Annotated in this window: 22 protein-coding genes and 1 pseudogene; 13 read left to right on the top strand and 10 right to left on the bottom strand. The window is 69.8% G+C overall.

The features are described 5' to 3' along the window. Positions 1-2 precede the first annotated feature (2 nt). Complete coding sequence (locus ACTMTI_RS37260; RefSeq protein WP_441125391.1) at positions 3-1,166, bottom strand: acetoin utilization protein AcuC; 1,164 nt, start codon at positions 1,164-1,166, stop codon at positions 3-5. A 116-nt stretch (positions 1,167-1,282) separates the two neighbouring features. Between ACTMTI_RS37260 and ACTMTI_RS37255 the strand changes: the two genes are divergently transcribed. From ACTMTI_RS37255 to ACTMTI_RS37240, 4 genes are all read left to right on the top strand, one after another. After that, complete coding sequence (locus ACTMTI_RS37255; RefSeq protein ID WP_441125390.1) at positions 1,283-2,407, top strand: sensor histidine kinase; 1,125 nt, start codon at positions 1,283-1,285, stop codon at positions 2,405-2,407. Next, entirely contained in the window at positions 2,404-3,057 is a 654-nt protein-coding gene (locus tag ACTMTI_RS37250; RefSeq protein WP_441125389.1) for a response regulator, read from the top strand. The genes ACTMTI_RS37255 and ACTMTI_RS37250 overlap by 4 nt, the downstream gene beginning before the upstream one ends. Before the next feature lie 79 nt (positions 3,058-3,136). Then, on the top strand, positions 3,137-4,027 hold the full coding sequence (locus ACTMTI_RS37245) for an ABC transporter ATP-binding protein (RefSeq protein WP_441125388.1): 891 nt from the start codon (positions 3,137-3,139) through the stop codon (positions 4,025-4,027). After that, positions 4,024-4,764, top strand: coding sequence for an ABC transporter permease subunit (locus ACTMTI_RS37240; protein ID WP_441125387.1), 741 nt, complete (start codon positions 4,024-4,026; stop codon positions 4,762-4,764). Before ACTMTI_RS37245 ends, ACTMTI_RS37240 begins: the two co-directional genes overlap by 4 nt. 54 nt (positions 4,765-4,818) lie before the next feature. On the opposite strand, the gene ACTMTI_RS37235 is transcribed toward ACTMTI_RS37240, so the two are convergent. From ACTMTI_RS37235 to ACTMTI_RS37215, 5 genes are all read right to left on the bottom strand, one after another. Continuing rightward, positions 4,819-6,000: an ABC transporter permease gene (locus ACTMTI_RS37235; protein WP_441125386.1), complete on the bottom strand. Its 1,182-nt coding sequence runs from the start codon at positions 5,998-6,000 to the stop codon at positions 4,819-4,821. Positions 6,001-6,354: 354 nt separating this feature from the next. Further along, positions 6,355-7,038, bottom strand: a complete 684-nt coding sequence (locus ACTMTI_RS37230; RefSeq protein WP_441125385.1) for an ABC transporter ATP-binding protein — start codon at positions 7,036-7,038, stop codon at positions 6,355-6,357. Then, positions 7,035-8,384: an efflux RND transporter periplasmic adaptor subunit gene (locus ACTMTI_RS37225; RefSeq protein ID WP_441125384.1), complete on the bottom strand. Its 1,350-nt coding sequence runs from the start codon at positions 8,382-8,384 to the stop codon at positions 7,035-7,037. The genes ACTMTI_RS37230 and ACTMTI_RS37225 overlap by 4 nt, the downstream gene beginning before the upstream one ends. Positions 8,385-8,442: 58 nt before the next feature. Further along, positions 8,443-9,237, bottom strand: a complete 795-nt coding sequence (gene proC, locus ACTMTI_RS37220; protein WP_441125383.1) for a pyrroline-5-carboxylate reductase — start codon at positions 9,235-9,237, stop codon at positions 8,443-8,445. A gap of 52 nt (positions 9,238-9,289) precedes the next feature. Further along, entirely contained in the window at positions 9,290-10,171 is an 882-nt protein-coding gene (locus ACTMTI_RS37215) for a proline dehydrogenase family protein (protein WP_441125382.1), read from the bottom strand. Positions 10,172-10,242: 71 nt separating this feature from the next. Here ACTMTI_RS37215 and ACTMTI_RS37210 point away from each other — a divergent pair, with 71 nt between their 5' ends. From ACTMTI_RS37210 to ACTMTI_RS37175, 8 genes and pseudogenes are all read left to right on the top strand, one after another. After that, positions 10,243-10,692, top strand: a complete 450-nt coding sequence (locus tag ACTMTI_RS37210; protein WP_441125381.1) for a hypothetical protein — start codon at positions 10,243-10,245, stop codon at positions 10,690-10,692. Between the two features lie 115 nt (positions 10,693-10,807). Beyond that, positions 10,808-13,678 carry a LamG-like jellyroll fold domain-containing protein gene (locus tag ACTMTI_RS37205; protein WP_441125380.1) on the top strand — a complete coding sequence of 957 codons (2,871 nt, stop codon included), beginning with the start codon at positions 10,808-10,810 and terminating at the stop codon, positions 13,676-13,678. 225 nt (positions 13,679-13,903) lie between these two features. Beyond that, the gene (gene dnaK, locus ACTMTI_RS37200) at positions 13,904-15,769 is read left to right on the top strand and encodes a molecular chaperone DnaK (protein ID WP_441125379.1); all 1,866 of its coding nucleotides are present in this window, start codon (positions 13,904-13,906) and stop codon (positions 15,767-15,769) included. Then, complete coding sequence (gene grpE / locus ACTMTI_RS37195) at positions 15,769-16,377, top strand: nucleotide exchange factor GrpE (RefSeq protein WP_441125378.1); 609 nt, start codon at positions 15,769-15,771, stop codon at positions 16,375-16,377. Before dnaK ends, grpE begins: the two co-directional genes overlap by 1 nt. 19 nt (positions 16,378-16,396) lie before the next feature. Further along, positions 16,397-17,569: a molecular chaperone DnaJ gene (gene dnaJ, locus ACTMTI_RS37190; protein WP_441125377.1), complete on the top strand. Its 1,173-nt coding sequence runs from the start codon at positions 16,397-16,399 to the stop codon at positions 17,567-17,569. 3 nt (positions 17,570-17,572) lie between these two features. After that, a pseudogene (locus tag ACTMTI_RS37185) lies at positions 17,573-17,896 on the top strand (heat shock protein transcriptional repressor HspR); the annotation flags it as partial. 32 nt (positions 17,897-17,928) lie between these two features. Then, positions 17,929-20,499: an ATP-dependent chaperone ClpB gene (clpB, locus tag ACTMTI_RS37180; RefSeq protein ID WP_441125376.1), complete on the top strand. Its 2,571-nt coding sequence runs from the start codon at positions 17,929-17,931 to the stop codon at positions 20,497-20,499. A 180-nt stretch (positions 20,500-20,679) separates the two neighbouring features. Further along, positions 20,680-21,375 carry a hypothetical protein gene (locus ACTMTI_RS37175; protein ID WP_441125375.1) on the top strand — a complete coding sequence of 232 codons (696 nt, stop codon included), beginning with the start codon at positions 20,680-20,682 and terminating at the stop codon, positions 21,373-21,375. A gap of 187 nt (positions 21,376-21,562) precedes the next feature. On the opposite strand, the gene ACTMTI_RS37170 is transcribed toward ACTMTI_RS37175, so the two are convergent. After that, positions 21,563-22,093 carry a hypothetical protein gene (locus ACTMTI_RS37170; RefSeq protein ID WP_441125374.1) on the bottom strand — a complete coding sequence of 177 codons (531 nt, stop codon included), beginning with the start codon at positions 22,091-22,093 and terminating at the stop codon, positions 21,563-21,565. 172 nt (positions 22,094-22,265) lie between these two features. Between ACTMTI_RS37170 and ACTMTI_RS37165 the strand changes: the two genes are divergently transcribed. Beyond that, a complete protein-coding gene (locus ACTMTI_RS37165; RefSeq protein ID WP_441125373.1) occupies positions 22,266-22,595 on the top strand; it encodes a hypothetical protein in 330 nt (109 codons plus the stop codon). A 49-nt stretch (positions 22,596-22,644) separates the two neighbouring features. Here ACTMTI_RS37165 and ACTMTI_RS37160 read toward each other — a convergent pair whose 3' ends face one another. The 3 genes from ACTMTI_RS37160 to ACTMTI_RS37150 all read right to left on the bottom strand — a co-directional run bounded on the left by ACTMTI_RS37160 (position 22,645) and on the right by ACTMTI_RS37150 (position 25,435). Then, the gene (locus tag ACTMTI_RS37160; protein ID WP_441125372.1) at positions 22,645-23,211 is read right to left on the bottom strand and encodes a TetR/AcrR family transcriptional regulator; all 567 of its coding nucleotides are present in this window, start codon (positions 23,209-23,211) and stop codon (positions 22,645-22,647) included. 253 nt (positions 23,212-23,464) lie between these two features. Continuing rightward, the gene (locus ACTMTI_RS37155) at positions 23,465-24,538 is read right to left on the bottom strand and encodes a CapA family protein (RefSeq protein ID WP_441125371.1); all 1,074 of its coding nucleotides are present in this window, start codon (positions 24,536-24,538) and stop codon (positions 23,465-23,467) included. Positions 24,539-24,598: 60 nt separating this feature from the next. Next, positions 24,599-25,435 carry a helix-turn-helix transcriptional regulator gene (locus tag ACTMTI_RS37150; RefSeq protein ID WP_441125370.1) on the bottom strand — a complete coding sequence of 279 codons (837 nt, stop codon included), beginning with the start codon at positions 25,433-25,435 and terminating at the stop codon, positions 24,599-24,601. Positions 25,436-25,561 lie beyond the last annotated feature (126 nt).

Raw genomic sequence — 25,561 nt, 5'->3', positions numbered from 1 at the left:
CGCTAGGGGATCGGGTCGAGGCCGTGCAGGGGGAACACCGCGTTTCGGGTCGCCATGACCGCACGGTCAATGGGGTCCGCTGGGTCATAACCACCAGATAGGTCATGAAATTCCGGAGTGCGGCCGTCCGTCATGGTGAGCGGCGGCGTCTCCCCCGTACGCTCCCTGACGAATCTGCGCCACTCCTCGCTGGTCGGAGTGGCGGGGTCGAGCGGGTGCCCGGCCAGCTCGGCGATGAGGTGCGTCCACGCCCGCGGCACCACCTGCACCAGCTCATATCCGCCGCCGCCGGTCGCGATCCAGCGCCCGCCGGCCGTCTCGTGCGCCAGGCGGTGCAGCGCGGCGTACGCCGTGCGCTGGCCGTCGACGCTGAGCATCAGGTTGGCCAGCGGATCGAGCGCGTGGCTGTCGCAGCCGTGCTGGGTCACCAGGATGTCGGGCCTGAACTCGTGCAGCAGCGGCGGCACGACCGCGTGGAAGGCGCGCAGCCAGCCGGCGTCGCCGCAGCCCGCGGGCAGCGCCACGTTGACGGCCGTGCCGTCGGCGCCGGTCTCCTCGGGGAACCCGGTGCCGGGGAACAGCGTCCGCGGGCTCTCGTGCAGGCTGATCGTCAGGACTCTGGGGTCGTCGTAGAACATCGCCTGCACGCCGTCGCCGTGGTGGACGTCCACGTCCACGTACGCGATGCGGCTCGCGCCCTGTGCCAGCAGCCACGCGATGGCCAGGGCTGGGTCGTTGTAGACGCAGAAGCCGCTGGCTGTGGACGGCATCGCGTGGTGCAGGCCGCCGGCCACGTTGATCGCGTGCTCGGCCGTGCCCTCCCAGACCGACCGGGCGGCGGCCAGCGAGGCTCCGGCAATCAGCGCGGAGGCCTCGTGCACGCCCTTGAACGCCGGGTTGTCGGGCGTGCCGAGCCCGCAGCCGAGGTCCGGGAATCCTTCGGCGGACACGCGCTTGACCGCCTTGATGTAGTCGCGCTCGTGGATCATGGCCAGCTCGTCGTCGCTCGCGGGGTCGCAACCGGCCATCTCGACCTTGTCGAGGACGCCGAGCTCGCGGGCGAGCGCCATGGTCAGCTCCACCCGCACGGGGGCGAGCGGATGGCTGGGACCGAAATTGTAGGAGGTGAGCGCGTCGTCCCAGATCACCCGTGCCGACTTGCTCATCACGACTCCTCCACGCGCTCCCTCACCTTGCGCCGACGTTACCGCAGCGCAGACCCCTTCTTGTAGCCCGGCCCAATACGAAGCAACGCTGATATCCGGTGAATTAGGGTTTCAGCGTGCGCACAGCGCGAAGCCTCATGAAGATCGTGCGGTTCTTCAGACGCCCCCGGGTCTCCGACACAACGCTGGTGATCGTGCTGTCCGCCCCGGCGATCATCACCATAACTTTCTTGATCGTCCAGGGCCAGACGCCGTTGGTTCTGGGCCCGGCGCACTATTTGGTCGGCGTCATGTTCCTGCTCATGCGGCGCAGGCGGCCGATTCTGACCGCCGCGCTGGTGGCCGCGGTGGACTCCGTGGGCATTACGGCGCAGATCATGACGTACACCCCGGTCTCCGCCATCGCGTTCTACAGCCTGGGCCGGTACACCACCGGCCGCGCGACCGTGATCACCTCGGTGGCCGCCTATGCCGTCTACGCGACCGCCATGGAGCTGTTCTGGCGCGCGGAGGGCGGCTGGCTGGCCGCGCTGTTCACCATCGCCGTGCCCGTGGGCGTCGGACAGCTCGTCCGGCTCAGGACGGAGCTCAACGAACGCAGCAGGCGCGAGGCCGCCGACGCGGCCGTCCGCGACGAGCGGCGGCGCATCGCCAGGGAGCTGCACGACGTGGTCGCCCACCACATCACCGTGATCAACGCCCTGGTCGGCGGCGCGCGGGCCACGCTCCCGCCCGAGCAGAAGGTCACCAGGGACGCGCTGGAGAGCGCCGAGCAGACCGCCCGCCAGGCGATGTCGGAGATGCGCCGCCTGCTCGACGTGCTCAGGGCAGATGGCAACGAGGGCCCCGACGCCGCGACCGGGGTGGGCGCGGAGCGGCTGCCCGCCCTGATCAAGGAAGCCGGGTCCGCGGGGCTGCCGGCCGACCTGACCGTGACCGGTGAGCCCGTCGAGCTGCCCGCCGCCGTGGACCACGCGGTTTACCGGATCGTCCAGGAGGCGCTGACCAACACACGCAAGCACGCGGTCAGCGCCAGGGCCAGCGTCCGTCTCGCCTACGAGCCGGACGCGGTGGAGGTCGAGGTGGTCGACGACGGCCTGGCGAAGGGGAACGGCACACCGGGGTTCGGGCTCGGCGGCATGGCCGAGCGAGTGGCGTTATGCGGCGGGCAGTTGTCCACGGGCCCGCGTCCGGAAGGCGGTTTCCGGGTGCACGCCCGCATCCCCTTGGAGAAATCATGATCAGAGTGCTCCTGGTCGACGACCACGAGCTGGTGCGCAAGGGCTTCAAGCTGATCGTCGACGCCCAGCCCGACCTCAGCGTGGTCGGCGAGGCCGCCGACGGCACCCGGGCGGTGGACCTCAGCAGGCGGCTCCGGCCCGATGTGGTGCTGATGGACCTGCACATGCCGGGCATGAACGGGGTGCGCGCGACCGAGCTGATCACCGCCGAGTCCCCGGATGTGCGGGTGCTCGCGCTGAGCACGTTCGACCTGGACGAGAACGTCGTCGCGGCGCTCAGGGCGGGCGCCGACGGCTTCCTGCCCAAGGACGTCTCCCCCGAGGAGCTGATCGAGGGCGTGCGTGTGGTGCACCGCGGCGAGAGCGCCGTGGCGCCGCGCCTGCTGACCCGCCTGATCGGCACGTTCGTACGCGCGTCCCGCCCGCGAGCGGTGCCCGCCGCACTGACCGGGCTGACCGACCGGGAGCGGGAGATCCTCGTCCTCATCGCCCGCGGCAGGTCGAACCCGGAGATCGCCGCCGAGCTGTCCGTCTCCCCCTCGACCGTCAAGAACCACGTGACGAGCCTGTTCGCCAAGATCGGCGTCAGGGACCGGGCACAGGCCGTGATCGTCGCCTACGAGGCGGCGCTGGTCCACCCAGGAGAGTAGGACCAGGCTCCCAGATCCCACGCCGAGAACGGTTCCCGGGCAGGAAGAAAACCGCTGCCCGCGACGGCACCCTTGGATCATGACCGCGATTCGAGCAACGAACCTGAGCAAGCGCTACGGCGGCACACTTGCCGTGGCGAACCTGTCGTTCGACGTCGAGCCCGGTCAGGTGACCGGCTTCCTCGGCCCTAACGGGGCCGGCAAGTCCACGACCATGCGCATGATCCTCGGGCTCGACCGGCCCTCGGGCGGCTCGGTGCTCGTGGACGGGCGGCCGTACCACGAGTTGCCGCACCCGCTGCGCAAGGTGGGCGCGCTGCTGGACGCGAAGGCCGTGCACGGCGGCCGCAGCGCGCGCAACCACCTGCTGGCCATCGCCCAGAGCAACGGCATCCCGGCGAGCCGGGTCGACGAGGTGCTGGAGACGGTGGGCCTGCGGGAGGTGGCCAAGCGGCGGATCGGCGGGTTCTCGCTGGGCATGTCGCAGCGGCTGGGGATCGCCGCGGCGCTGCTCGGCGACCCCGAGATCCTGCTGTTCGACGAGCCCGTCAACGGCCTCGACCCGGACGGCATCCTGTGGATCCGCACCTTCATGCGCAAGCTCGCGGCGGAGGGGCGGACGGTGTTCGTCTCCAGCCACCTGATGAGTGAGATGGCGCAGACCGCCGACCACCTGATCGTCATCGGCAAGGGCAAGCTCATCGCCGACACGAGCGTGGAGGAGTTCATCGGGCGCAGCTCGCAGGGGTACGTGCGGGTGCGCTCCCCCCGGCTGGCTGAGGTCGCCGACCTCGTCAAGGTGGGCGAGCTGCACCCCGGCCACCTGCGGGTGACCGCGATGAGCACGCTCGAGATCGGCACCCTCACCGCGCGGGCCGGCATCCCGCTGGAGGAGCTGACCTTCGTGCAGCCCTCGCTCGAAGCGGCCTACATGGAGCTCACCAAGGACAGCCTGGAGTTCACCTCATGATCGACATCCTCCGGTCCGAATGGACCAAGATCCGCTCCGTCCGCTCTACGGTGTGGACGCTCGCCGTCACGGCCGTGCTGATGACGGGCATGTCCGCGCTCATCAGCGCCGCCTCGAAGAACAACCCCGGCGGGCCACTCCTCGCCGAGCAGGCGATCACGATGAGCCTGACGGGCATCTTGTTCACCCAGCTGGCCATGGCCACGCTGGGAGTGCTGGTGATCTCCAGCGAATACCGCACGGGTGGCATCCGCACGTCGCTCATGGCCGTGCCCAAGCGTATGAGTCTGCTGACCGGCAAGTTCTTCGTCTTCACCGTGACGTCGCTGATCGTCTCCGCGGTCGCGGCGGCAGCTGCGATCGGCGTCGGCCTGGCCATCACCCAGCCGCCGTCGGTCGCGATGGGCGACGTGGCGCGGGCCGTGCTCGGATCCACTCTCTACCTGACCGCGTGCGGCGTGTTCGGGCTCGGCCTCGGCACGCTCGTCAGGCACACACCGGGCGCGCTCGTGTCGGCCATCGCGCTGATACTGGTGCTGCCCCAGGTGGCGAACCAGCTTCCGGGGCAGTGGGGCAAGACCGTGGCCGAATATTTCACCACCAACCCGGGTCTGCTGATCGTGATGGACCAGAGCTCTGGCTCGCTCGGCCCGTGGAGCGGGTTCGGCGTCTACCTCGGCTGGGTCGCCGTGGCCGTGATCGTCGGCGCCGTGCTGATGCAGCGCCGCGACGCGTAGACCGCCCGGCGGGGGCGACGCTCGGGGGCGACGGGCCGATGGCCCTCGCCTGGCTCACTCGGCGCGGAGGGCGATGACGGGGTCCAGCTTGCCCGCCCTCCGGGCCGGCGCCACGCCGAAGAACACCCCGACCGCCGCCGACACCCCGAAGGCCAGCGCGATCGACCACCACGTGATCGAGGCCGGCACCTCGGTGAACGCGGCGATGGCCAGCGCGCCACCCACCCCGAGCATGATCCCGACGAGGCCGCCGATCGTGGTCAGCAGCACCGCCTCGATGAGGAACTGGGCCAGGATGTCGCGCTGCCTGGCCCCCAGCGCCTTGCGCAGCCCGATCTCGCGGGTACGCTCGCGCACGCTGACCAGCATGATGTTCGACACCCCTACCCCGCCGACCAGCAGCGAGATGCCCGCGATGGCGGCCAGCACGCCGGTGAGCATGCCGAGCACGTTGCCGATCGTGCCCAGCAGCGCGGTCTGCGTGACCGCCGAGAACTGCTCGCCCGGATAGCGGGACCGCAGCGCGGCCGTCACCTTGTCCGACAGCGGGTCAATCTCGTCCGGCCCGGACGCGCCGACCGCCATCCCGTTGATCCGCTCGATCCCGAGCAGCCGCTGCGCCGTCGTCACCGGGATGTGGACCTCCTGGTCCCGGGAGAGCCCGAACGTCTGCCCGACCTCGGCGTACACCCCGACCACCCGGAACCTGGTCCCCGAGATCGCCACCTGCCGCCCGATCGGGTCGAGGTCGCCGAACATCTGGTCGGCCACCTCCGAGCCCAGGACGGCCACCCTGCGCCGGGTGTCCACATCGGTCTCGCTCAGGGGGCGGCCCTTTTCGACGGGCCGCTCGAAGATGTTGACGAGGTTCTGGTCGGTGCCGACCACCGTGACGAACGCCTCGGCCCTGCCCACCCGCACCGTTTCGCCCGACTGCAGCGAGACGGTCACCTTCGACGGGTCGCCGACCACGCGCCGCACGTACGCCACATCGGCGAGGCCGAGCTTGCTCTGCGTCGGGGCCGCGCCCAGGCTGATGCGGCCGGGCACGACCAGGATGATGTTGGTGCCGAGGCCGGAGATCTGCTTCTCGATCTCGTCCTTGGCGCCGGTGCCGATGGCCACCAGGATCACCACGGCCAGCACGCCGATGATGACGCCGAGCATGGTCAGCACGCTGCGCAGCCGGTTGACCCGCAGCGCCTCCAACGCCATGACCAGCGCCTCTGTGTTCATGGCCTCACTCCGTGAGGCCGGCTCGGTCGCCCAACGCCGCCGCCTTCCCCCGCTCTGGTCGCTACGCTCCCGCCGCTCCTCCAGGCGACGGCACTCCCACTGTGTTCATGGCCTCCACTCCGTGGAGGCGGGCTCGGTCGCCCAACGCCGCCGCCTTCCCCCGCTCTGGTCGCTACGCTCCCGCCGCTCCTCCAGGCGACGGCACTCCCACTGTGTTCATGGCCTCCACTCCGTGGAGGCGGGCTCGGTCGCCCAACGCCGCCGCCTTCCCCCGCTCTGGTCGCTACGCTCCCGCCGCTCCTCCAGGCGACGGCACTCCCTCGCCGGTTCATGGCCTCACCCCGTTCGACGGGCTCATGTGGTGTCCCTCTCGATGAGGCCGTCGCGCACGTAGATCTGCCGGCGAGCGTGGGCGGCGATCTCGGGCTCGTGCGTGACCAGCACCACGGCCATGCCCGCTTCGCTGTTGAGCCGGTCGAGTATGGCCATGACCTCGGCGCCGTTGGCGGTGTCGAGGTTGCCGGTCGGCTCGTCGGCCAGCAGCACCTTGGGCTCGCCGACCAGCGCCCTGGCGATGGCCACGCGCTGCTGCTCGCCGCCGGACATCTGGGAAGGGCGGTGGTCCATGCGGTGCCCGAGCCCGACGGACTCCAGCGCCGCCCGCGCCCTGGCCCGCCGCTCGGCCCTGCCCGTTCCCCGGTAGACCAGCGGCAGGGCCACGTTGTCCAGCGCGGTGGTCCGGCCCAGCAGGTGGAAGGACTGGAAGACGAAGCCGATCGTCTTGTTCCGCAGCTCGGCCAGGTCGGTGTCCGACAACCCCGACATCTCCACCCCGTTGATCCTCAGCACGCCGGAGGTCGGGCGGTCGAGACAGCCGAGCAGGTGCATGAGCGTGGACTTGCCGGAGCCCGACGGGCCCACGATCGCGGCGAACTCGCCCCGGTCGATCGTCAGCGACACGCCGCGCAGGGCGTCCACGGCCACACCGTCGAGCTGGTAGCGCCGGGTGATGTCCACCGCCTCGATCGCCGGCGTCATGGCAGGCTCTGCCCCTGCCGTACGGAGTCCGCGCCCTTGACCACGATCCGGTCGCCCACGGACAGCCCGTTCAGCACTTCCACCACGGCGTCGCCCTGCGCACCCAGTTTGACCACGCGCCGCTCGGCGACGCCGTTCCTGACCACCCAGATCACGCTCTCGCGCCCGCTGGAGACGATGGCCGAGGCGGGCGCGGCGACGGCGGCCGGCGACTCGCGCACGGTCAGCCGCGTGACGGCGCTCATGCCCGGCTTGGGTGTGGGCGCCTCGGAGCCGTCGTCGAAGGCGCCGGCGCCGAGCGTGAGCCGCACCGGGTAGCTGACGCCGCCAGTGGTGCCCTCCTTGGGGGTGACGCCGATGCCGGTGACCACGGCGGTGTACGTGGCCCCGGGCACGGCGTCCAGCTCGACCGCGGCCTTCACGCCCTTCTTGACCAGCAGCACGTCGGTCTCGTCGACCTCGGCGTCCAGCAGCAGCTTGGAGACGTCGGTGACGGTGACGACGGAGTCACCCGCCGAGACCGGCACTCCCGTCGCGACAGGGGTGCCCTGCGAGGATCCCCCCGAGGGGATGGAGGGCAACTGCTGCCCGCCCCCGGGGAGCTGGCTGAGCAGGCCCTCGACGCCGCTGCCGCCCCCGCCGCCCGAGACGCGGCCGAGCGTGACGACGCCGCCGAACGGCGCCTTGATCGTGAGCGACTTGACCGTGCTCTCGGCCGCCTTGACCGCGGCCTTGGCCTGGGACCTGGAGGCGGCCTGCAGCGAGGCCATGGAGCTGGACAGGCCGCTGGTCACGCCGGACAGCACACTGTTGATCGAGCGGTTGAGCTGCGCCGTGATCGCGGCCAGAGCCTTGGTCTGCGCCCTGTGCTGGGCCTGGGCCAGGTCGATGGCGTTGAGCAGCTGCCTGCGGGCGCGGGCGTCCTCGACCTTCTTCGCTTCCTTGCGGGCCTTGGCGAAGTGCGCGTCCACCTTGCGGTCGGACGCGCTGGTGTCGAACGACGGCAGTCGCACGCTGGGAGTGGCGACGCCGGCGGGAGCGGCCATCTTGGATGCCTGGCGGGCCTGCTGGAGCTGGCTCTGGGCCTGAGGCGAGCGGATCTTGACCAGGATGTCGCCTTTGCGCACGCGCTGGCCCTCGCGTACGTAGAGCTTGGCGATGGTGCCCTGGGCGGGCGAGCGCAGCGTCGCCGCGGCCCGCGCGCCGATCGTGGCGGGAGCCTCGACGACCTCGGTGACCGGGGCACGCCTGACCTCGCCAAGCTGGACAGTCGGCGGCTCCTCGGCCGTGCAGCCGGTCAGCATAAAGAGGACGAGCAGCGGCGCGATGCCGCGACGTAACGTCACCCGAGACATCGTATGAGCCGGACCCGGCGGGCGGCCGACCGGCTCTCAACCGGTGCGATCAGCCGGAGGCGAGCTGGCGGCCGCGGTCGCGGGCGGCCTCGATGGCGGCCAGGAACGCGGCCCGCACGCTGTGCCGCTCCAGCTCGGCGATCGCGGCGATGGTCGTGCCGCCCGGCGAGGTGACGGCCTCGCGCAGGATCACCGGGTGCTCGCCGGAGTCGCGCAGCATCACGGCGGCGCCGACGATGGACTGGGTGACCATGTCGAGCGCGGCGGCCCTGGGCATGCCGAGCAGGATGCCCGCGTCCACCATGGCCTCGACCAGGTAGAAGAAGTAGGCGGGGCCGCTGCCGGAGAGCGCCGTGGCGGCGTCCTGCTGGGACTCGGGGATGCGCAGCACCTTGCCGACCGGCTTGAGCAGGCCCTCGGTGAGCTTGAGATGCTCCTCGCCGGCGTGCGCGCCCGCGGAGATCACGCTCATCGCCTCGTCGAACCTGATCGGCGTGTTGGACATCACCCTGACCACCGGCACGTCCACCCCGAGCCGCTGCTCGACGAAGGCGGTCGTGATGCCGGCCGCGGCGCTGATCACCAGGCGGTCGGCCGGGACGTAAGGGGCGATCTCCGCCAGCAGCGTGGCCATGTCCTGCGGCTTGACGGCCAGGATCAGCGTGTCGGCCGTCTTGGCCGCCTCGGAGTTGGAGACGGTGCGTACGCCATATGTCTCGCGCAACGCCTGCGCCCGCTCGGGCCGGCGGGTGGTCGCCATGATGTCGCCCGGCTTGAATCCGGCCCGCAGCAGCCCGGACAGCAGAGCCTCGCCCATCTTGCCCGTGCCCAGTATCGCAATCACGCCAGCAGCCTACCGGCCACCGCTCACCAGGCGTGGGAGTGAGGGGTTCGCATCAACGCCTGCTGAGCAGTGAGCGGAGGAAGAAGGCCAGGTTGCGGGGGCGTTCGGCGAGGCGGCGCATGAGGTAGGGGTACCAGTCCGCGCCGTAGGGGACGTAGACGCGCATCTGGGCGCCGCGCGCGGCCAGGCGGGCCTGCTCGTCGGGGCGCACGCCGTACAGCATCTGGTATTCGAAGCCGGTCGCGTCGCGCCCGTCGAGGACGGCGAGCGTGGAGGCGATGCGCACCAGCTTGGGGTCGTGCGTGGCGACCATGGGATAGCTGGTGCCCGCCATCAGGACCTTCAGGCAGCGTACGAACGCGCGGTCGATGTCGGCGGGCTTGGTGTACGCGCCGGGCGCGGTGTAGGCCCCCTTGCACAACCGCACGCGGGCGCCGCCGAGCTTCTCGCACCGATCCAGCGCGTCCGGCAGGTACGCCTGCACCACCACGCCCACGTCGGGATGCTCCCTGCGCAGGGCGGCGTGTACGGCGTGCAGCCCCGGAATCGTGTCGTGCTCCTCGGCGTCGAGCGTCACCGTGACGTCCCCGGCCGCGGCGGCCCGGCAGATCACTGCGGCGTTCTCGAGCGCGAGCTGCTCCGACAGCCGCAGCCCGAGGGCCGTGAGCTTGACCGACACGTCGGCCCCCGCGGGGAGCAGACGGAGCAGCGACAGGTGCTCGCGGACGGTCTCCTCGGTCTGCGCCCGGTCCGTCACCTCCTCGCCGAGGTGATCGACGGTGACGAGCAGCCCATTGCGGGTCAGTTCGCCGATCACGGCGCCGACGTCGTCGGCGACGTAGCGCCGGACCACGTCCCTGGTCAGCGGCGAGGTGGCGATGACGCGCTCAGCGCGTTCGCTCTTGGAGACGGCGAGCAAAACCTGACGGAGCACATGAACCACACTAACTCCGGCATAGCACTGAACCGCGGACCCATCGGATCCGTCGTAGGGGTATGCGCACAATGCTGACGAGAGCGACACTCCTGACCGGATCCCTGGTGCTCGTGACGAGTTGTGCCACAGCGCAGCCCGCCGAGCGGGCCGCCTCCCCCAGCCCCGGCGGCTCGGTCGCCGTGAGCCCGGTCACCACCGCCCCCACGAAGGGTCCGGAGCCCGTCAAACCGACGGGCAACGCCGTCGACGTCCGAAAGGTCCGCTACACCAAGGCCACGCCGGTCTCCAAGGGCAAGAAGATCAAGCTGACCTGGTGGTCCGGCGTCGCGCCGTGCACGGTGCTGCACAAGGTCAAGGTCAAGGAGACCGCCAAGAAGGTCACGATCACCCTGTACGAGGGCACCGCGCCCAAGGCCAGGAACATGTCGTGCATCATGATCGCGGTCGAGAAGACCTACACGGTCAAGCTCAAGAAGGCGCTCGGCAAGCGCACGATCGTGGACGGCGCCAAGTCGTAGCGTGTCCAATATCGGACACCCCTGATGACAACTGATCGATTTGTTGCGATACATCGATCAGGCACCGGAGGCGTGGGGGCGTCGAGGGTGACGTCGCGCATCTCTGGGGGTTTCCGTGAGACGGCTTGCCCGCGTACTGTCGTCGCTCCTGCTCATTTCCGCCGGTTGGATCGTGTTATCGAGCCCGCCCGCTCAAGCGCTGCCCGCGTCGTTCCAGCGGCAGGTCGTCTTCAGCGGGCTGAACCGGCCGTCGAACGTGGAGTTCGCCTCTGACGGGCGGGTGTTCGTGGCGGAGAAGAGTGGCCTGATCAAGGTCTTCGACTCGCTCACCGACACCACGCCGACGACGTACGCGGACTTACGCACGCAGGTGCACAACTTCTGGGACCGCGGCCTGCTCGGCATGGCCCTGCATCCGAACTTCCCCGACGATCCACGCATCTACGTGCTGTACGCGTACGACGCCGTCCCCGGCGGCACGGCCCCGCGCTGGGGCACCGCGAGCGGCACGGACGACCCCTGCCCCGCCCCGCCCGGCGCGACCGGCGACGGCTGCCTCGTCACCGGCCGCCTGTCAGTGATCTCCCCGTCCGGCACGGAGACCCCGCTGATCACCGACTGGTGCCAGCAGCACCCCAGCCACTCCACGGGCGACCTGGAGTTCGGCCCCGACGGCACGCTGTACGCCTCCGCGGGCGACGGCGCCAGCTTCAACTTCGCCGACTACGGCCAGGACAATCTGACCAGCTCCGACATCACGCCGGACAACCCGTGCGGCGACCCGCCGTCGCCGACCGGCACGGCGCTCACGCCGCCCAGCGCGGAGGGCGGCGCACTGCGCTCGCAGGACATACGCACCAGCGGCGACCCGGCCGGCCTCGACGGCACGCTGATCCGCATAAATCCGGACACGGGGGCAGCCGCCTCCGGCAACCCGAACGCCGGCAGCTCCGACCCCAACGCCGCCAGAATCGTCGCCACCGGCCTGCGCAACCCGTTCCGCATCACCAACAGGCCCGGCACGTCGGAGATCTGGCTCGGCGAGGTCGGCTGGAACACCTACGAGGAGATCAACAGGGTCGCCGCCCCGACCTCGGGCGTGTCCAACTTCGGCTGGCCCTGCTACGAGGGCGCGACCCGGCAGGGCGGCTACGACAACCTCAACCTGAGCCTGTGCGAGAACTTCTACGCCGCCGGGGCGTCCGCGCACGCGCAGCCGTACTTCGCCTGGAACCACAACGCCCGCCCGGCCCCGAACGACCCCTGCCCGTCGGGCGGCTCGTCGTCCAGCGGCGTTGCGTTCTACGAGGGCGGGGCGTACCCGAACGGGTACGACGGCGCGTTGTTCTTCTCCGACTACAGCCGCAAGTGCGTGTGGGTGATGGCCAAGGGCGCGAACGGCCTGCCCGACCCGGCCACGACCGCGAACTTCGACTCCGGCATGCCCACGGTGGAGCTGGAGATCGGCCCCGGCGGCGACCTGTACGCGGTGGACTACGACCACGGCACGATCGTCCGCTACATCTACGACAACAACCCGCCGGCCGCGGTGATCAACGCGAGCGCCACGTCCGGCACCGCACCGCTGGCCGTGACGTTCTCCGGCACGTCCTCGAGCGACGCCGACGGCGACGCCCTCACCTACGCCTGGGATCTCGACGGCGACGGCGAGCTCGACGACTCCACCTCGGCCACCCCGTCGTTCACCTACGCCCAGCCGGGCTCCTACGTGGTACGCCTGCGCGTGAGCGACGGCAGAGGCGGCCAGGGCGACGCCTCGGTCACCGTCAACGTGAACAACACCGCGCCCACGGCCGCCATCGGCGCCCCGACGGCCACGACGACCTGGGCCGTCGGCCAGACGATCAGCTTCTCCGGAACGGGGACGGACGCCCAGGACGGCACGATCCCCGGCGCCCGGATGAAGTGGACCCTGGTCCTGAACCACTGCCCGGGCACCTGCCACGAGCACGAGATCACCACGTTCACCGGCGCGAGCGGCTCCTTCCAGGCTCCAGACCACGACTATCCGTCTCATCTGGAGCTGCGGCTGACCGTGACGGACGCGCAGGGGCTGACGGACACCAAGAGCGTGGTGCTGCAGCCGCGGACCGTGAACCTGACGTTCCAGTCCTCGCCACCCGGCTTGCAGCTGGGGTTCAACGCCGAGCAGACGATCACACCCTTCACGCGCACGGTGATCGTGGGCTCGGGCAACTCCGTCTCCGCGCCGTCGCCGCAATCGGCCGGCGGAGAGAGCCACTCCTTCTCGTCGTGGTCGGACAGCGGCGCCGCCACCCACCAGATCGTGGCCCCGGCCACCGCGACGACCTACTCCGCCTCCTACATTCCGACGCCGGCGGCGCCGGGCCTGGTCGCCGCGTACGCCATGGACGAGGGAGCGGGCACCTCGGTCGGCGACGCGTCCGGCCTGGGCAACACGGGCACGGTCACCTCGACCACCTGGACCGCCGGTGGCCGCTACGGCAGCGCCCTGTCCTTCAACGGCACCTCCAGCTGGGTCACCGTCCCCGACACCACCAGCCTGCGCCTCACCAACGGCATGACCCTGCAAGCCTGGGTCCGCCCCACCACCATCGCCAGCTGGCGCACCGTCATCATGAAACAACACACCGGCGGCCTGGCCTACGTCCTGGCCGCCGGCAGCGACACCAACCGCCCCCACGTCGCCATCCACACCACCTCAGAAGCCGACATCGGCGCACCCACCGAACTCCCCCTCAACACCTGGACCCACCTCGCCGCCACCTACGACGGCACCACCCTGCGCCTCTACATCAACGGCAACCAAGTCGCCCAAACCACCAAAACCGGCAACATCCGCACCGACACCGCCCCACTCCGCATCGGCGGCAACAGCATCTGGGGCGAACACTTCAACGGCCTCATCGACGAAGTCCGCATCTACAACCGCGCACTCACCCCCACCCAGATCCAGAACGACATGAACACGCCCGTCAGCTGAAAGACCCTCTCCCACGCGGACCCCTGGCGCGCGCCCACCGCCCAGGGGTCTGCACTTTGCCGTCCGGCGGAACCTTCCGGGAGCGTGCCTCCGTTACCTCCTGAAAGCGGGAATGCTGCCGCGCTCACGAGGGTTGAGTCGAGTAGGCTCAAGTCGTTTGACAAACCAGACAGTCATCCGTAGCTTGAGTCCGACAGACTCAACTTTGACCACAAGGACGTACTCATGGCACGTGCGGTAGGTATCGACCTTGGGACGACCAACTCCGTCGTCTCGATCCTCGAGGGCGGTGAGCCCACCGTCATCGCCAACGCGCAGGGCTCGCGGACCACGCCGTCCGTGGTCGCCTTCGCGAAGAACGGCGAGGTCCTGGTCGGCGAGGTCGCCAAGCGGCAGGCCGTCACCAACGTGGACCGGACGATCCGCTCGGTCAAGCGCGAGATGGGCACCAACTGGTCCCAGGAGATCGACGGCAAGAAGTTCTCGCCGCAGCAGATCAGCGCCTTCGTGCTGCAGAAGCTCAAGCAGGACGCGGAGGCCTACCTCGGCGAGAAGATCACCGACGCGGTGGTCACCGTCCCGGCCTACTTCAACGACGCCCAGCGCCAGGCCACCAAGGAAGCCGGCACGGTGGCGGGCCTCAACGTGCTCCGCATCATCAACGAGCCGACCGCGGCGGCCCTCGCCTACGGGCTCGACAAGGAGCAGGACCAGACCATCCTGGTCTTCGACCTCGGTGGCGGCACCTTCGACGTGTCGCTGCTGGACGTCGGCCAGGAGGACGGCCACGGCTTCGTCGAGGTCAAGGCCACCTCCGGTGACAACCACCTGGGCGGCGACGACTGGGACCAGCGCGTCGTCGACGAGCTCGTGAAGCGTTTCCAGAACGCGCACGGCGTCGACCTCGCCAAGGACAAGATGGCGCTCCAGCGACTGCGCGAGGCCGCGGAGAAGGCCAAGATCGAGCTGTCCAGCCAGTCCGAGACCAACATCAACCTGCCCTACATCACGGCCTCCTCCGAGGGCCCGCTGCACCTGGACGAGAAGCTCACGCGCAGCGAGTTCCAGCGGCTGACGGCCGACCTGCTCGAGCGGACCAAGGGCCCGTTCCACCAGGTCATCAAGGACGCCGGCATCAAGGTCTCCGACATCGCCCACGTGGTGCTCGTCGGCGGCTCGACCCGCATGCCCGCCGTCACCGAGCTGGTCAAGGAGCTCACCGGCGGCAAGGAGCCCAACAAGGGCGTCAACCCGGACGAGGTCGTCGCCATCGGCGCCGCCCTGCAGGCCGGTGTGCTCAAGGGTGAGGTCAAGGACGTCCTGCTGCTCGACGTGACCCCGCTGTCGCTGGGCATCGAGACCAAGGGCGGCATCTTCACCAAGATCATCGAGCGCAACACGACGATCCCGACCAAGCGCTCCGAGGTCTTCACCACGGCCGAGGACAACCAGCCGTCGGTGCAGATCCAGGTCTTCCAGGGCGAGCGCGAGATCGCCGCCTACAACAAGAAGCTGGCGACCTTCGAGCTGACCGGCATCGCGCCGGCGCCGCGCGGCATCCCGCAGATCGAGGTCACCTTCGACATCGACGCCAACGGCATCGTCAACGTCTCCGCCAAGGACCTGGGCACGGGCAAGGAGCAGACGATGACGATCACCGGCGGCTCGGCGCTGCCGAAGGACGACATCGAGCGGATGATGCGCGAGGCGGAGTCGTACGCCGAGGAGGACAAGAAGCGCCGCGAGGAGGCCGAGGTCCGCAACAACGCGGACGGGCTCGCCTACCAGACGGAGAAGTTCCTCCGCGAAAACGACGACAAGGTCCCCGGCGACATCAAGACCGAGGTCAACGACGCCCTGGGCGAGCTGAAGAAGGCTCTGGAGGGCACCGACACCGACGTCATCCGCAACTCGGCGGAGAAGCTCGCCACGGTCAGCCAGAAGATGGGTTCGGCGATCTACGCCCAGAGCCAGGGCTCCGGCGGCGGCGAGGGCGCCCCGCAGGACGCCGCGTCCGGCGACGGCCAGAAGGCCGATGAGGACGTGGTCGAGGCCGAGATCGTCGACGACGAGCCGAAGAAGGACAAGTGATGCCGGCGCGTGACAACGGGCATGAGGAGCCGGTGATCCGCGACAACCGCAAGATCGACCCGGAGACAGGGCAGGTCCGCGAGCCCGCCGCCGCGCAGGCGCAGGCGGGCGAGCAGCCCCCGGCCTCGCAGGCGGCGGGCGCCGTCGACGGCGAACTGGCGGCCCAGCTCGCCGAGCGGACCGCCGACCTGCAGCGCCTCCAGGCCGAATACGTGAACTACCGCAAGCGGGTCGAGCGCGACCGTGCCGTGGTCAGGGAGCAGGCGGTCGCGGGGGCGCTGGTGGAGCTCCTGCCCGTGCTCGACGACATCGGCAGGGCCCGCGACCACGGCGAGCTCACCGGCGGCTTCGCGAAGGTGGCGGAGTCGCTGGAGGCGGCGGTCACCAAGCTGGGCCTCAGCTCCTTCGGGCAGAAGGGCGAGCCCTTCGACCCGACCGTCCACGAGGCGCTGATGCACAGCTACTCGTCCGACGTGACCGAGCCGACCGCGATCGAGGTGTTGCAGCCTGGATACCGGATGGGTGACAGGGTGCTCCGCCCGGCGCGGGTGGCCGTGGCCGAACCCGAGGACGCCACTCCCGCGTCCAATGACCAAGAAGCGAACTGACGAGGACGAAGGGCCGTAGATGAGCACCAAGGACTACCTGGAGAAGGACTACTACGCCGTCCTTGGTGTGCCCAAGACCGCCACCGCGGAGGAGATCAAAAAGGCCTACCGGAAGCTGGCCAGGCAATACCACCCCGACAGCAACCAGGGCGACGCGACCAAAGAGGCCAAGTTCAAGGAGGTCTCGGAGGCTTACGACGTCCTGTCGGACATCAAGCGCCGCAAGGAATACGACGAGGCGCGCACGCTGTTCGGGTCCGGGGTGGGCGGCCAGCGGGCCGGCGGTGGCGGTTTTCCGTTCGACTTCGGTGACCTCTTCGGCGGCACCGCCCAGCAGGGCGGCGGCGCGGGCGAGCGGCTCGGCGACCTGTTCGGCGGGCTGTTCAACCGTGGTGGCGGCGCCGGCCGCACCACGACCACGTCGAGGCCGCGGCGTGGCCAGGACGTCGAGTCCGAGGTCACGCTGACCTTCACCGAGGCGGTCCAGGGCACCACGGTGTCGCTCAGGCTGACCAGCTCGGCCGCCTGCGCCGCGTGCACCGGCACCGGTGCCAAGGCGGGCACGACCCCCCGGGTCTGCCCCACCTGCGAGGGCACCGGCGCGGCCAGCCGCAACCTGGGCAACTTCGCCTTCTCCGAGCCCTGCCGCGACTGCAAGGGCCGCGGGCTGATCGTGGACGACCCCTGCCCCGTGTGCGAGGGCAGCGGCCGAGCCAAGAGCACCCGCACCATCCAGGCCCGCATCCCCGCCGGAGTGGCCGACGGGCAGCGGGTCAAGCTCAAGGGCAAGGGCGCGCCGGGTGAGAACGCCGGCCCCGCCGGCGATCTCTACATCCAGACCCACGTCAAACCGCATGCCGTCTTCGGCAGGTCGGGTGACAACCTGACGATCACCGTGCCGGTGACGTTCGCGGAGGCCGCGCTGGGCGCCGAGATCAAGGTGCCGACGCTCAAGGGCATGCCGGTCACGCTGCGCGTTCCTCCGGGCACGCCCAACGGGCGCACGTTCCGGGTGCGCGGCAGGGGCGTCACCCGCAAGGACGGCACCAAGGGCGACCTGCTCGCCAGTGTCGAGGTGGTCGTGCCGCAGACGCTCGACGACAAGTCGCGCGAGCTCCTCAACGAGTTCAACACCGCGGCAGCGGGGGAGGACCCGCGCGCTGATCTCATTCAGCGAGCCAGAAGCGAGTAGCCGATGGACGCCAACTATTTCGACCTGTCAGACGACACGCCCGTCTATGTGATCTCGGTGGCCGCGCAGCTGTCCGGGCTCCACCCGCAGACGCTGCGCCAGTACGACCGGCTCGGGCTGGTCAGTCCTGGGCGCACGGCGGGGCGCGGCCGCCTCTACTCCACGAGAGACATCATCCAGCTCCGCGAGGTGCAGCGGCTCTCCCAAGAAGAGGGCATCAACCTCGCGGGTATCAAGCGGATTCTCGAGCTCGAAAACGAAAATCTGCGGCTGCGTGAAGAGGTCCACCGCCTGCGCGCCGAGATGCGGATGGTCCGAGCGCTGATCCGCTACGAGCTGCCACCGGGGGCCTGAAGGACATGGACTACAAGCTCACCCAGAAGAGTCAGGAAGCGCTCTCGGGTGCCATGCGGCGTGCCGCCGCGGAGGGCAACCCGGAGATCTCGCCGGCTCACTTGCTCACCACGCTGCTCTCCCAGACCGGCGGCACCGCCGTACCCCTGCTGGAGGCCGTGGGCGCCGACTGGCGCACGCTGCGGGCGCGGGCCGAGGAACTGCTCGCGGCGCTCCCGAAGGCGCAGGGCTCGACGGTGGGGGCGCCGTCGAGCTCACGCCAGCTCCTCACCGTGATGAACACCGCCGCCCACCACGCCAACCGGCTCGAGGACCTCTACGTCTCCACCGAGCACCTCCTGGTGGGTCTGGCCGCCGACGGCGGCCAGGTGGCCGAGCTGCTCAGGTCGCAGGGCGCGACGCCGCAGGCGCTGCTCGACGCCTTCGAGAAAGTACGCGGCCACGCCCGCATCACCAGCGAGACCCCGGAGGACACCTTCCAGGCGCTGGAGAAGTACGGCGTCGACCTGACCGAGCGCGCCCGCAGCGGCAAGCTCGACCCGGTCATCGGCCGCGACACCGAGATCCGCCGCGTGGTCCAGGTGCTCAGCCGCCGCACCAAGAACAACCCGGTGCTGATCGGCGAGCCCGGCGTCGGCAAGACCGCCGTCGTCGAGGGCCTGGCGCAGCGCATCGTGGCCGGCGACGTGCCGGAGTCGCTGCGCAACAAGCGGCTCATCTCGCTCGACCTGGGCGCGATGGTGGCCGGCGCGAAATACCGCGGCGAGTTCGAGGAGCGGCTCAAGGCCGTGCTCTCCGAGATCAAGGAGAGCAACGGGCAGATCGTGACGTTCATCGACGAGCTGCACACCGTCGTGGGCGCGGGGGCGGCCGAGGGCGCGATGGACGCCGGCAACATGCTCAAGCCGATGCTGGCCCGCGGCGAGCTGCGCATGATCGGCGCGACCACGCTCGACGAATACCGCGAGCGCATCGAGAAGGACGCGGCGCTGGAGCGTCGCTTCCAGCAGGTCTACGTGGGCGAGCCCACGGTCGAGGACACGATCGCGATCCTGCGCGGGCTGAAGGGCCGTTACGAGGCCCACCACCAGGTGCAGATCTCCGACGGCGCGCTGGTCGCCGCCGCCGCGCTGTCCGACCGCTACATCACCAGCCGGTTCCTCCCGGACAAGGCCATCGACCTGGTCGACGAGGCCGCCTCGCGGCTGCGCATGGAGATCGACTCCCGCCCCGTGGAGATCGACCAGCTCCAGCGCAACGTCGACCGGATGAAGATGGAGGAGCTGGCCCTGTCCAAGGAGACCGACGAGGCCTCCGTCCAACGGCTGGAACGGCTCCGCCAGGAGCTGGCCGACCGCCAGGAAGAGCTCAACGCCCTCGTCGGCCGCTGGGAGCACGAGAAGGCCGGGCTCAACAAGGTCGGCGAGCTGAAGAAGCAGCTCGACGAGGCCCGTGGCGCCGCCGAGCGGGCGCAGCGCGACGGCGACTTCGAGGCCGCGTCCAGGCTGATGTACGCCGAGGTGCCGCGGCTGGAGCAGGCGCTGAAGGCCGCCTCCGAGGCCGCGCCGCCGGACAACGCCATGGTCAAGGAGGAGGTCGGCGCCGACGACATCGCCGAGGTGATCTCGTCGTGGACCGGCATCCCCGCAGGGCGGCTCCTGGAGGCTGAGACGGCCAAACTGCTGCGGATGGAGGAGGAGCTGGGCAGGCGGCTCATCGGCCAGCAGCAGGCCGTACAGGCCGTCTCGGACGCCGTACGCCGCAGCCGGGCCGGAGTGGCCGACCCCGACCGGCCGACGGGCTCGTTCATGTTCCTGGGGCCCACAGGAGTGGGCAAGACGGAGCTGGCCAAGGCGCTGGCGGAGTTCCTGTTCGACGACGAGCGGGCGATGACCCGCATCGACATGAGCGAATACTCCGAGAAGCACAGCGTGGCCAGGCTCGTCGGCGCGCCTCCCGGCTACGTCGGCTACGAGGAGGGCGGCCAGCTCACCGAGGCCGTCCGGCGGCGCCCGTACACCGTCGTGCTGCTGGACGAGGTGGAGAAGGCGCACCCCGAGGTCTTCGACATCCTCCTCCAGGTGCTGGACGACGGGCGGCTGACCGACGGCCAGGGCCGCACCGTCGACTTCCGCAACACGATCCTGATCCTCACCTCCAACATCGGCTCGCAGTTCCTCGTCGACCCGAAGCTGGAGAACGGCGCCAAGCGCGAGGCCGTCATGGCGGCGGTACGCAGCTCCTTCAAGCCGGAGTTCCTCAACCGCCTCGACGACGTGATCCTCTTCGACGCGCTCGGCTCCGAGGAGCTGGCGCAGATCGTCGACCTGCAGGTCGAGCGCCTGGCGCGGCGCCTGGCCGACCGCAGGCTGACGATGGAGGTCACGCCGGCGGCGCGCGAGTGGCTGGCCCTGACGGGCTACGACCCGCTGTACGGCGCCCGCCCGCTGCGCCGCCTGGTCCAGTCGGCCATCGGCGACAAGCTGGCCAAGGCCGTGCTGTCGGGCGAGATCGTGGACGGCGACAAGGTCAAGGTGGAGCTCGGCGACGACGAGCTGCTCGTCCAGCGCGCCTGACGCTGTTCCCAAGCCCGGAGGCCCCTGGTCTCCGGGCTTCGGCATGTCGTGGCACGGTCATCCCGCCCCGTGTTCGGTAAGGATCGCGCCACTCTTCGGACAAGCCGCGCGCCCGCGGCTCTTCCCGCTGACTACGTTCGGCGTTCGTCAGATCACCGAAATCGATCAGGGGGACGTGCAGTGTCAGCTCACAAGATCCGGGGCATCATCGCGGTGGCCGCTGTGACCGCGGGCGTCAGCTGGCTGGCCCCGGGCCCTGCGATGGCGGAAACCTGCGCGGACGACCAGCGTGCCCTGCTGTCGAACACGTCGATCGCGTCCTACTGCGACGAGCGCAGCGGAATGCGCCTCGACGTCGGCGGCCCGGGCGCCGGCCGGGCGGTCACCTCGGAGAGCAGCAGGCTGGCCATGACCGCCGGGACGATGGCCAGGCAGCTGGGCCTGACCGGGCTGGCGACCGCGAAGGAGGCGATGGGCACGGCCGACCTCGGCGGGATCGCGGCCAACTGGGGCATGCCCGCGCTGGCCTCGGCGTCACCCGCGCTCTTCCCGGCCCTGCCGGATCCGGCCGGGATGAAGGACCTGGCGACCATGATCACCGTACCGGCGCTGTCCGCCCTGCCGCCCACGCCGCTGGAGTCCCAGGTGTCGAGCCAGTTGTCGCTCGACGACGGCCCCCACCACGACCGCGTCGCCGGCTCCGGCGTCAAGTCCCCGCTGGACCTGCAGAAGCCGGTGCAGGAGGTCTCGGCGGATGTGATCGGCGTGCTGCTGCCGGAGGTGGTGGAGCGCGTGGGGCACACCTCCGTGCTGCCGGACGGGCAGCCCGTGGCGGCCGGATTCGACGGGCTGGTCCACGGTCTCGGGGTGCGCTGACCGTTGGCGTCCGGGCGCGCTGGAGCGCCTGCGCACGACGCCGCAGTGAGCCGCCGCGCCTGGCGCCGACGTCGCTCCTGCGGGCAGAGAACGCCTGCGGGCGCGCGTCGGCACCGGGCGGGCCGTATGGCGCCCGCCGGGCGTGTCGGAGGGCCCGGTCCCGGGCCCTCCGCCGAAGCGCCGGTCGTCAGTGGACGAGGGCGTCGAGTTCGTCCTCGGGCAGCCCGAGGTCGACCCTGATGCGATAGCGAGTGCGTAGCACCGCCACGTGCTCAGGATCGTTCTCGTCGCAGCCGAGCGCGGCCTGGGTGGCCCACTCGAGGCCGCCTTGAAGATCTCCGTAGGCGACCAGCGTCTCAGCGATCGTGTGAGCGGTCGCTGTGGAGACGCCGCCTTCCGTGCGTATCGTCTCGATGACCTCCCTCGCCTCATCGGGCCTGTCGAGCTCGAAGAGCGTGTCGGCGATGCCGGCACGCGGGTCGAAACCCGCATCCCCACCATCCTCGACCGCGCGCTGGAAACACTCCATCGCGCGCGCGGGCTGGCCCGCCGCTCGCCATTCCTCGGCGGCGAGAACCAGGATGGATGCCCTGGAGACGTCGCCAGACGAGTAGTCGAGCGCGACGTCGTACAGCCGACTGGCCAGAGAACTATGGTCGTCGGCCAAGAGGGCCTGCTCAAGCAGACGATCAAGGTGCTCACGGGTCACATGCGCCACACCGCGAGACTACAGAGCTACCCGGCGGTTTGCCCGGTCAATGCGCATCGCCGGTGACCCACAAATTCGGTAACGTTTAGCTCAACAGCCGTCACAGTATGCGTGTTGGTACAGGTCATAGGGCATATATGGGTTGCTCTGCGTCCCCGCGAGCGGAAGGGCTGTGATGGGCATGTCCAAGCAGATGACCTTCACGCTGGCCATTGCGGTCGTACTGTCCGCCCTCGTTCCCGGAGTCGCCGGCTATTTGTCGGCCCGATTGGAGGCCATCGAAGCCGCGGAGCGCAACCTGCGAGCCCTGGAAGCTCGGCTGGATCTGCGCGAGGCCAGGGACGCGCGCCCGGTCTCCTTTCCCGCGGGGTGCCTGCGTACGCCTCCGGAGCAGCAGCTGGAGCAGGCTCCCGCGATCGCGCTCGAGCACGGCAAGCACTGGCCCAGTGACGTCTCGGCCTGGCTGTCCGGCCTCCTGAGGGAGGTCGAGAGCGCCCTCCAGAAGGATTGAGCTCCTTGTCGGGGGGGCGGCGGTCGAGGACCACGACGGCGCCGGGGCCCTACGTGCGCGGGGACCAGGATTTCAGCTGGCGGGACAGGAAGCCGCGGATCAACTGCTTGGCCGCGTCGATGATCTCCGGCGAGCCGTCGGGGTCGCGGCGGAAGGCCAGCTTCAGCACGGCGTCCCCGGCCTCGACCGCCACCAGCACGGCCAGGTCCAGCGCCGGGCTGTCCGCCAGGCCGAACTCCTTCAGCAGCAGCCCGCGCAGCCGCCCCGCGATCACCGTGTTGTTGTCGGAGTCGGAGTCGAGCAGGTTGAGGTCGACGGCGTCACCGAAGTGCAGGCTCTTGAAGCCGGCGACCGTCCGGTGCATGTCGACGTACACGTCGATGATCGCGTCGATCGCCTCCCACCATCCGCGGTATTCCTCCACGAGGAACCTGCGATCGACCCTGCGGACGAACTCCTCGACGTTGCGCCGGGTGAGCTCCTGGGTGATGGCCCGCTTGTCGGGGAAGAACTGGTAGACCGACCCGATCGCCACGCCCGCCCGCTCGGCTATGCGGGTGGTGGACAGGGCGTCGTATCCGCTCTCGTCGAGCAACTCGGCACACGCGTCGAGCATGCGCTCGACCCGCCGGGCGCTGCGCCGCTGCGCGGGCCGTCTGCGGAGAGCTTGGGGCTGGGTGCAATCATCAGCCGTTTGCGGTGAAGACACGGATTCATCTTCTCCTGTAAGGGAGATCGTGACTTGCGAATTTGCGGATTTCCTGGCGCGTCAGCCCAGCCGCCGGAAATTCTCCATTTGATCGCCATTCGCGACATCGGCGGCCCGCACGGCCGTAGGGGCGTCGATGTCCGCACGGACCTCCTTGTAATCAAGGCCGCGCGGTCAGCCCAGCGCAGGAGCGCAGCGCCTTCCAGTCCGTCACCGCCTGCGTCCTGGCGGACCCGGTCATCGGGATCGGGACGCCACCTTGGATGGTGGCCGGGGTCCAGCTGTCCTTCAGGACCTTACGTCCGTTGATCGTCAATGTCAGCACGCCGGTCCTGCCGGTGGTCGCCGGGTTGGAGTTGTAGAAGACGAAGTTCCCCATGCCGTAATTGACGTAGGCATTGTCGAGATATCCGGATCCGAGCAGAATGTGCGCGTGCCCGCCGACGATCACATCGGCGCCCGCCTTGACCAATTTGGGAGCGAGTGAGAGCTGGGCCTGATTCGGGCACTTTTGCATCTCGGTGCCCCAGTGCAGGTGGACGATCACAGTGTCGGAGTTCTTGCGCGCCTGCCGTACCGCTCTCAGCAGGCTCGCCTCGTCCTTGGCCGAGGCCAGCCCGCCCTTGTCAGCCGTGGCCGTCCACGACTGGATGAACTCCGCGTCCAGCACCTGCGTGGCTCCGATGATCGCCACCCGATTCCCGTTCACGGTCTTGCGGAAAGGCTTGTACGCCTGCGCCGCGTCCGCCCCGATCCCCACCACGGGGAACTTGCTGCGTTTGATCGCCGCCAGCGAGTCCGCCAGCCCGCTCTCCATGTAGTCCATGCCGTGGTTGTTGGCCATGGAGACGACGTCCACCCCGGCGGCCTTAAGTGCGGTGAACGCGGTCACGGGTGCCCGGAACGTGTACTGCTTGCCCGGCGCCGGCGTCCCTGCGGTGGTGATGGCCGTCTCCAGATTCACCATCGACAAGTCCGACTTGCGCAGCACGCCGGCGATCGGCCCCATCGCCGTGCGCGGGTTCGCCAGCCTGCCTCGCAGCATCCCCTCGAAGTGCACGTCCCCGCCAAAGGAGATCGTGTACGGCCGCCGCTCCGGCTTCGGCTTCGCCGTCGGCGAGGTGACCGCCGGCTGATCCACGGACTTGCTCAGTAACTGCTTCTCGGGCGCCGAGGAGCACGCGGCCAGCGCGGCGACGACGGCGAACGCCGGGAGGGCACGGGGGAGTCTCATCTGCGGCCACTTCCGCTCGAATCCTGTCTTTCAGGGATCGAGCATGCCATGCAGGGAGGATTACCGCGCAGACCTCTTCTTTCCCAACAATCTCCCCATTGCGGACTTGGTCTCGTCGTCCCTCGGCGTGTAGACGATCAGCCGGAGCTCGGGAGCGGCCGTGAGGCTGGTCGTGGTGAAGCGCAACTCCCCCACGTTCACGTGCTTGAACACCTTTACCCGCGGCCCGGGATCGGCCACGTCCTGCCGGGCCCACAGCCGGGCGAACTCGGCGCTCTCCCCGCTGAGCCGGCGTACGAAGTCCTGCCAGCACGGGTCGTCCGCGTGCCGGCTGTAGGCGCCCCTGAAAACGGCGACCGCCCGCGCCAGCTCCTGGTCCCGGTTGAGCAGCACGGTGCTCGGGGCGGGATTGAGGCAGGTGTGCCAGAGCGAGTTGCGCTCGCCCTCGGGCGCGCTCACGAGCTCGGGGAACAGCGCGGCGTAGGCGTCGTTCCAGGCCAGGGCGTCGCAGCGACCGTTGGATACACAGGCGGGCATGTCGCCGAGCCGGTCGAGTATCCCCTGGATCTCCGGCGTCACCTGCCCCGAGTCCGCGGAGGCGGGGACCTCCGCGTGCCCCGCCAGCCGGTAGAGGTGCTGCCGCTCGGCGCTGTCGAGCCGCAGCGTGCGCGCGATCGCGTCGAGCACCTGGGTGCTGGCGTTGATGGGCCGACCCTGCTCCAGCCACGTGTACCAGGTCACGCCGACCCCGGCGAGCTGCGCGACCTCCTCGCGCCGCAGCCCAGGGGTACGCCTGCGCGGCCCCGGCGCGAGATCCATCATCTCGGGGGTGATCCGCTCCCGGCGCGTACGCAGGAATGCCGACAGATCTGCGCGTTTTGCCTCAGCCACGGTCATGTCTCCACTATGTGGGCATCCGGCAACGCTTATCCAGTTACCGCCAATACCAGTATAAATGGGCTCTCGTTACTGGTACTGACTGTCCGGCATCCTGGTCAGTATGTCGCAAACCGCCTCATTTAC

Source organism: Nonomuraea sp. H19 (genome assembly GCF_052068215.1).
Taxonomy (GTDB): Bacteria; Actinomycetota; Actinomycetes; order Streptosporangiales; family Streptosporangiaceae; genus Nonomuraea.
The sequence above is the reverse complement of the archived record's forward strand: the minus strand, read 5'-3'. Positions and strand labels throughout refer to the sequence as shown.

Bases quoted from the DNA above. Each gene is read 5' to 3' on its own strand.
- clpB (WP_441125376.1), top strand. From the start codon at position 17,929: ATGGACTACAAGCTCACCCAGAAGAGTCAGGAAGCGCTCTCGGGTGCC.
- ACTMTI_RS37235 (WP_441125386.1), bottom strand. From the start codon at position 6,000: ATGAACACAGAGGCGCTGGTCATGGCGTTGGAGGCGCTGCGGGTCAAC.
- ACTMTI_RS37165 (WP_441125373.1), top strand. From the start codon at position 22,266: ATGTCCAAGCAGATGACCTTCACGCTGGCCATTGCGGTCGTACTGTCC.
- ACTMTI_RS37245 (WP_441125388.1), top strand. From the start codon at position 3,137: ATGACCGCGATTCGAGCAACGAACCTGAGCAAGCGCTACGGCGGCACA.
- ACTMTI_RS37230 (WP_441125385.1), bottom strand. From the start codon at position 7,038: ATGACGCCGGCGATCGAGGCGGTGGACATCACCCGGCGCTACCAGCTC.
- ACTMTI_RS37240 (WP_441125387.1), top strand. From the start codon at position 4,024: ATGATCGACATCCTCCGGTCCGAATGGACCAAGATCCGCTCCGTCCGC.
- ACTMTI_RS37160 (WP_441125372.1), bottom strand. From the start codon at position 23,211: ATGCTCGACGCGTGTGCCGAGTTGCTCGACGAGAGCGGATACGACGCC.
- dnaK (WP_441125379.1), top strand. From the start codon at position 13,904: ATGGCACGTGCGGTAGGTATCGACCTTGGGACGACCAACTCCGTCGTC.
- ACTMTI_RS37210 (WP_441125381.1), top strand. From the start codon at position 10,243: ATGCTGACGAGAGCGACACTCCTGACCGGATCCCTGGTGCTCGTGACG.
- grpE (WP_441125378.1), top strand. From the start codon at position 15,769: ATGCCGGCGCGTGACAACGGGCATGAGGAGCCGGTGATCCGCGACAAC.
- ACTMTI_RS37155 (WP_441125371.1), bottom strand. From the start codon at position 24,538: ATGAGACTCCCCCGTGCCCTCCCGGCGTTCGCCGTCGTCGCCGCGCTG.
- ACTMTI_RS37260 (WP_441125391.1), bottom strand. From the start codon at position 1,166: ATGAGCAAGTCGGCACGGGTGATCTGGGACGACGCGCTCACCTCCTAC.
- dnaJ (WP_441125377.1), top strand. From the start codon at position 16,397: ATGAGCACCAAGGACTACCTGGAGAAGGACTACTACGCCGTCCTTGGT.
- ACTMTI_RS37250 (WP_441125389.1), top strand. From the start codon at position 2,404: ATGATCAGAGTGCTCCTGGTCGACGACCACGAGCTGGTGCGCAAGGGC.
- ACTMTI_RS37150 (WP_441125370.1), bottom strand. From the start codon at position 25,435: ATGACCGTGGCTGAGGCAAAACGCGCAGATCTGTCGGCATTCCTGCGT.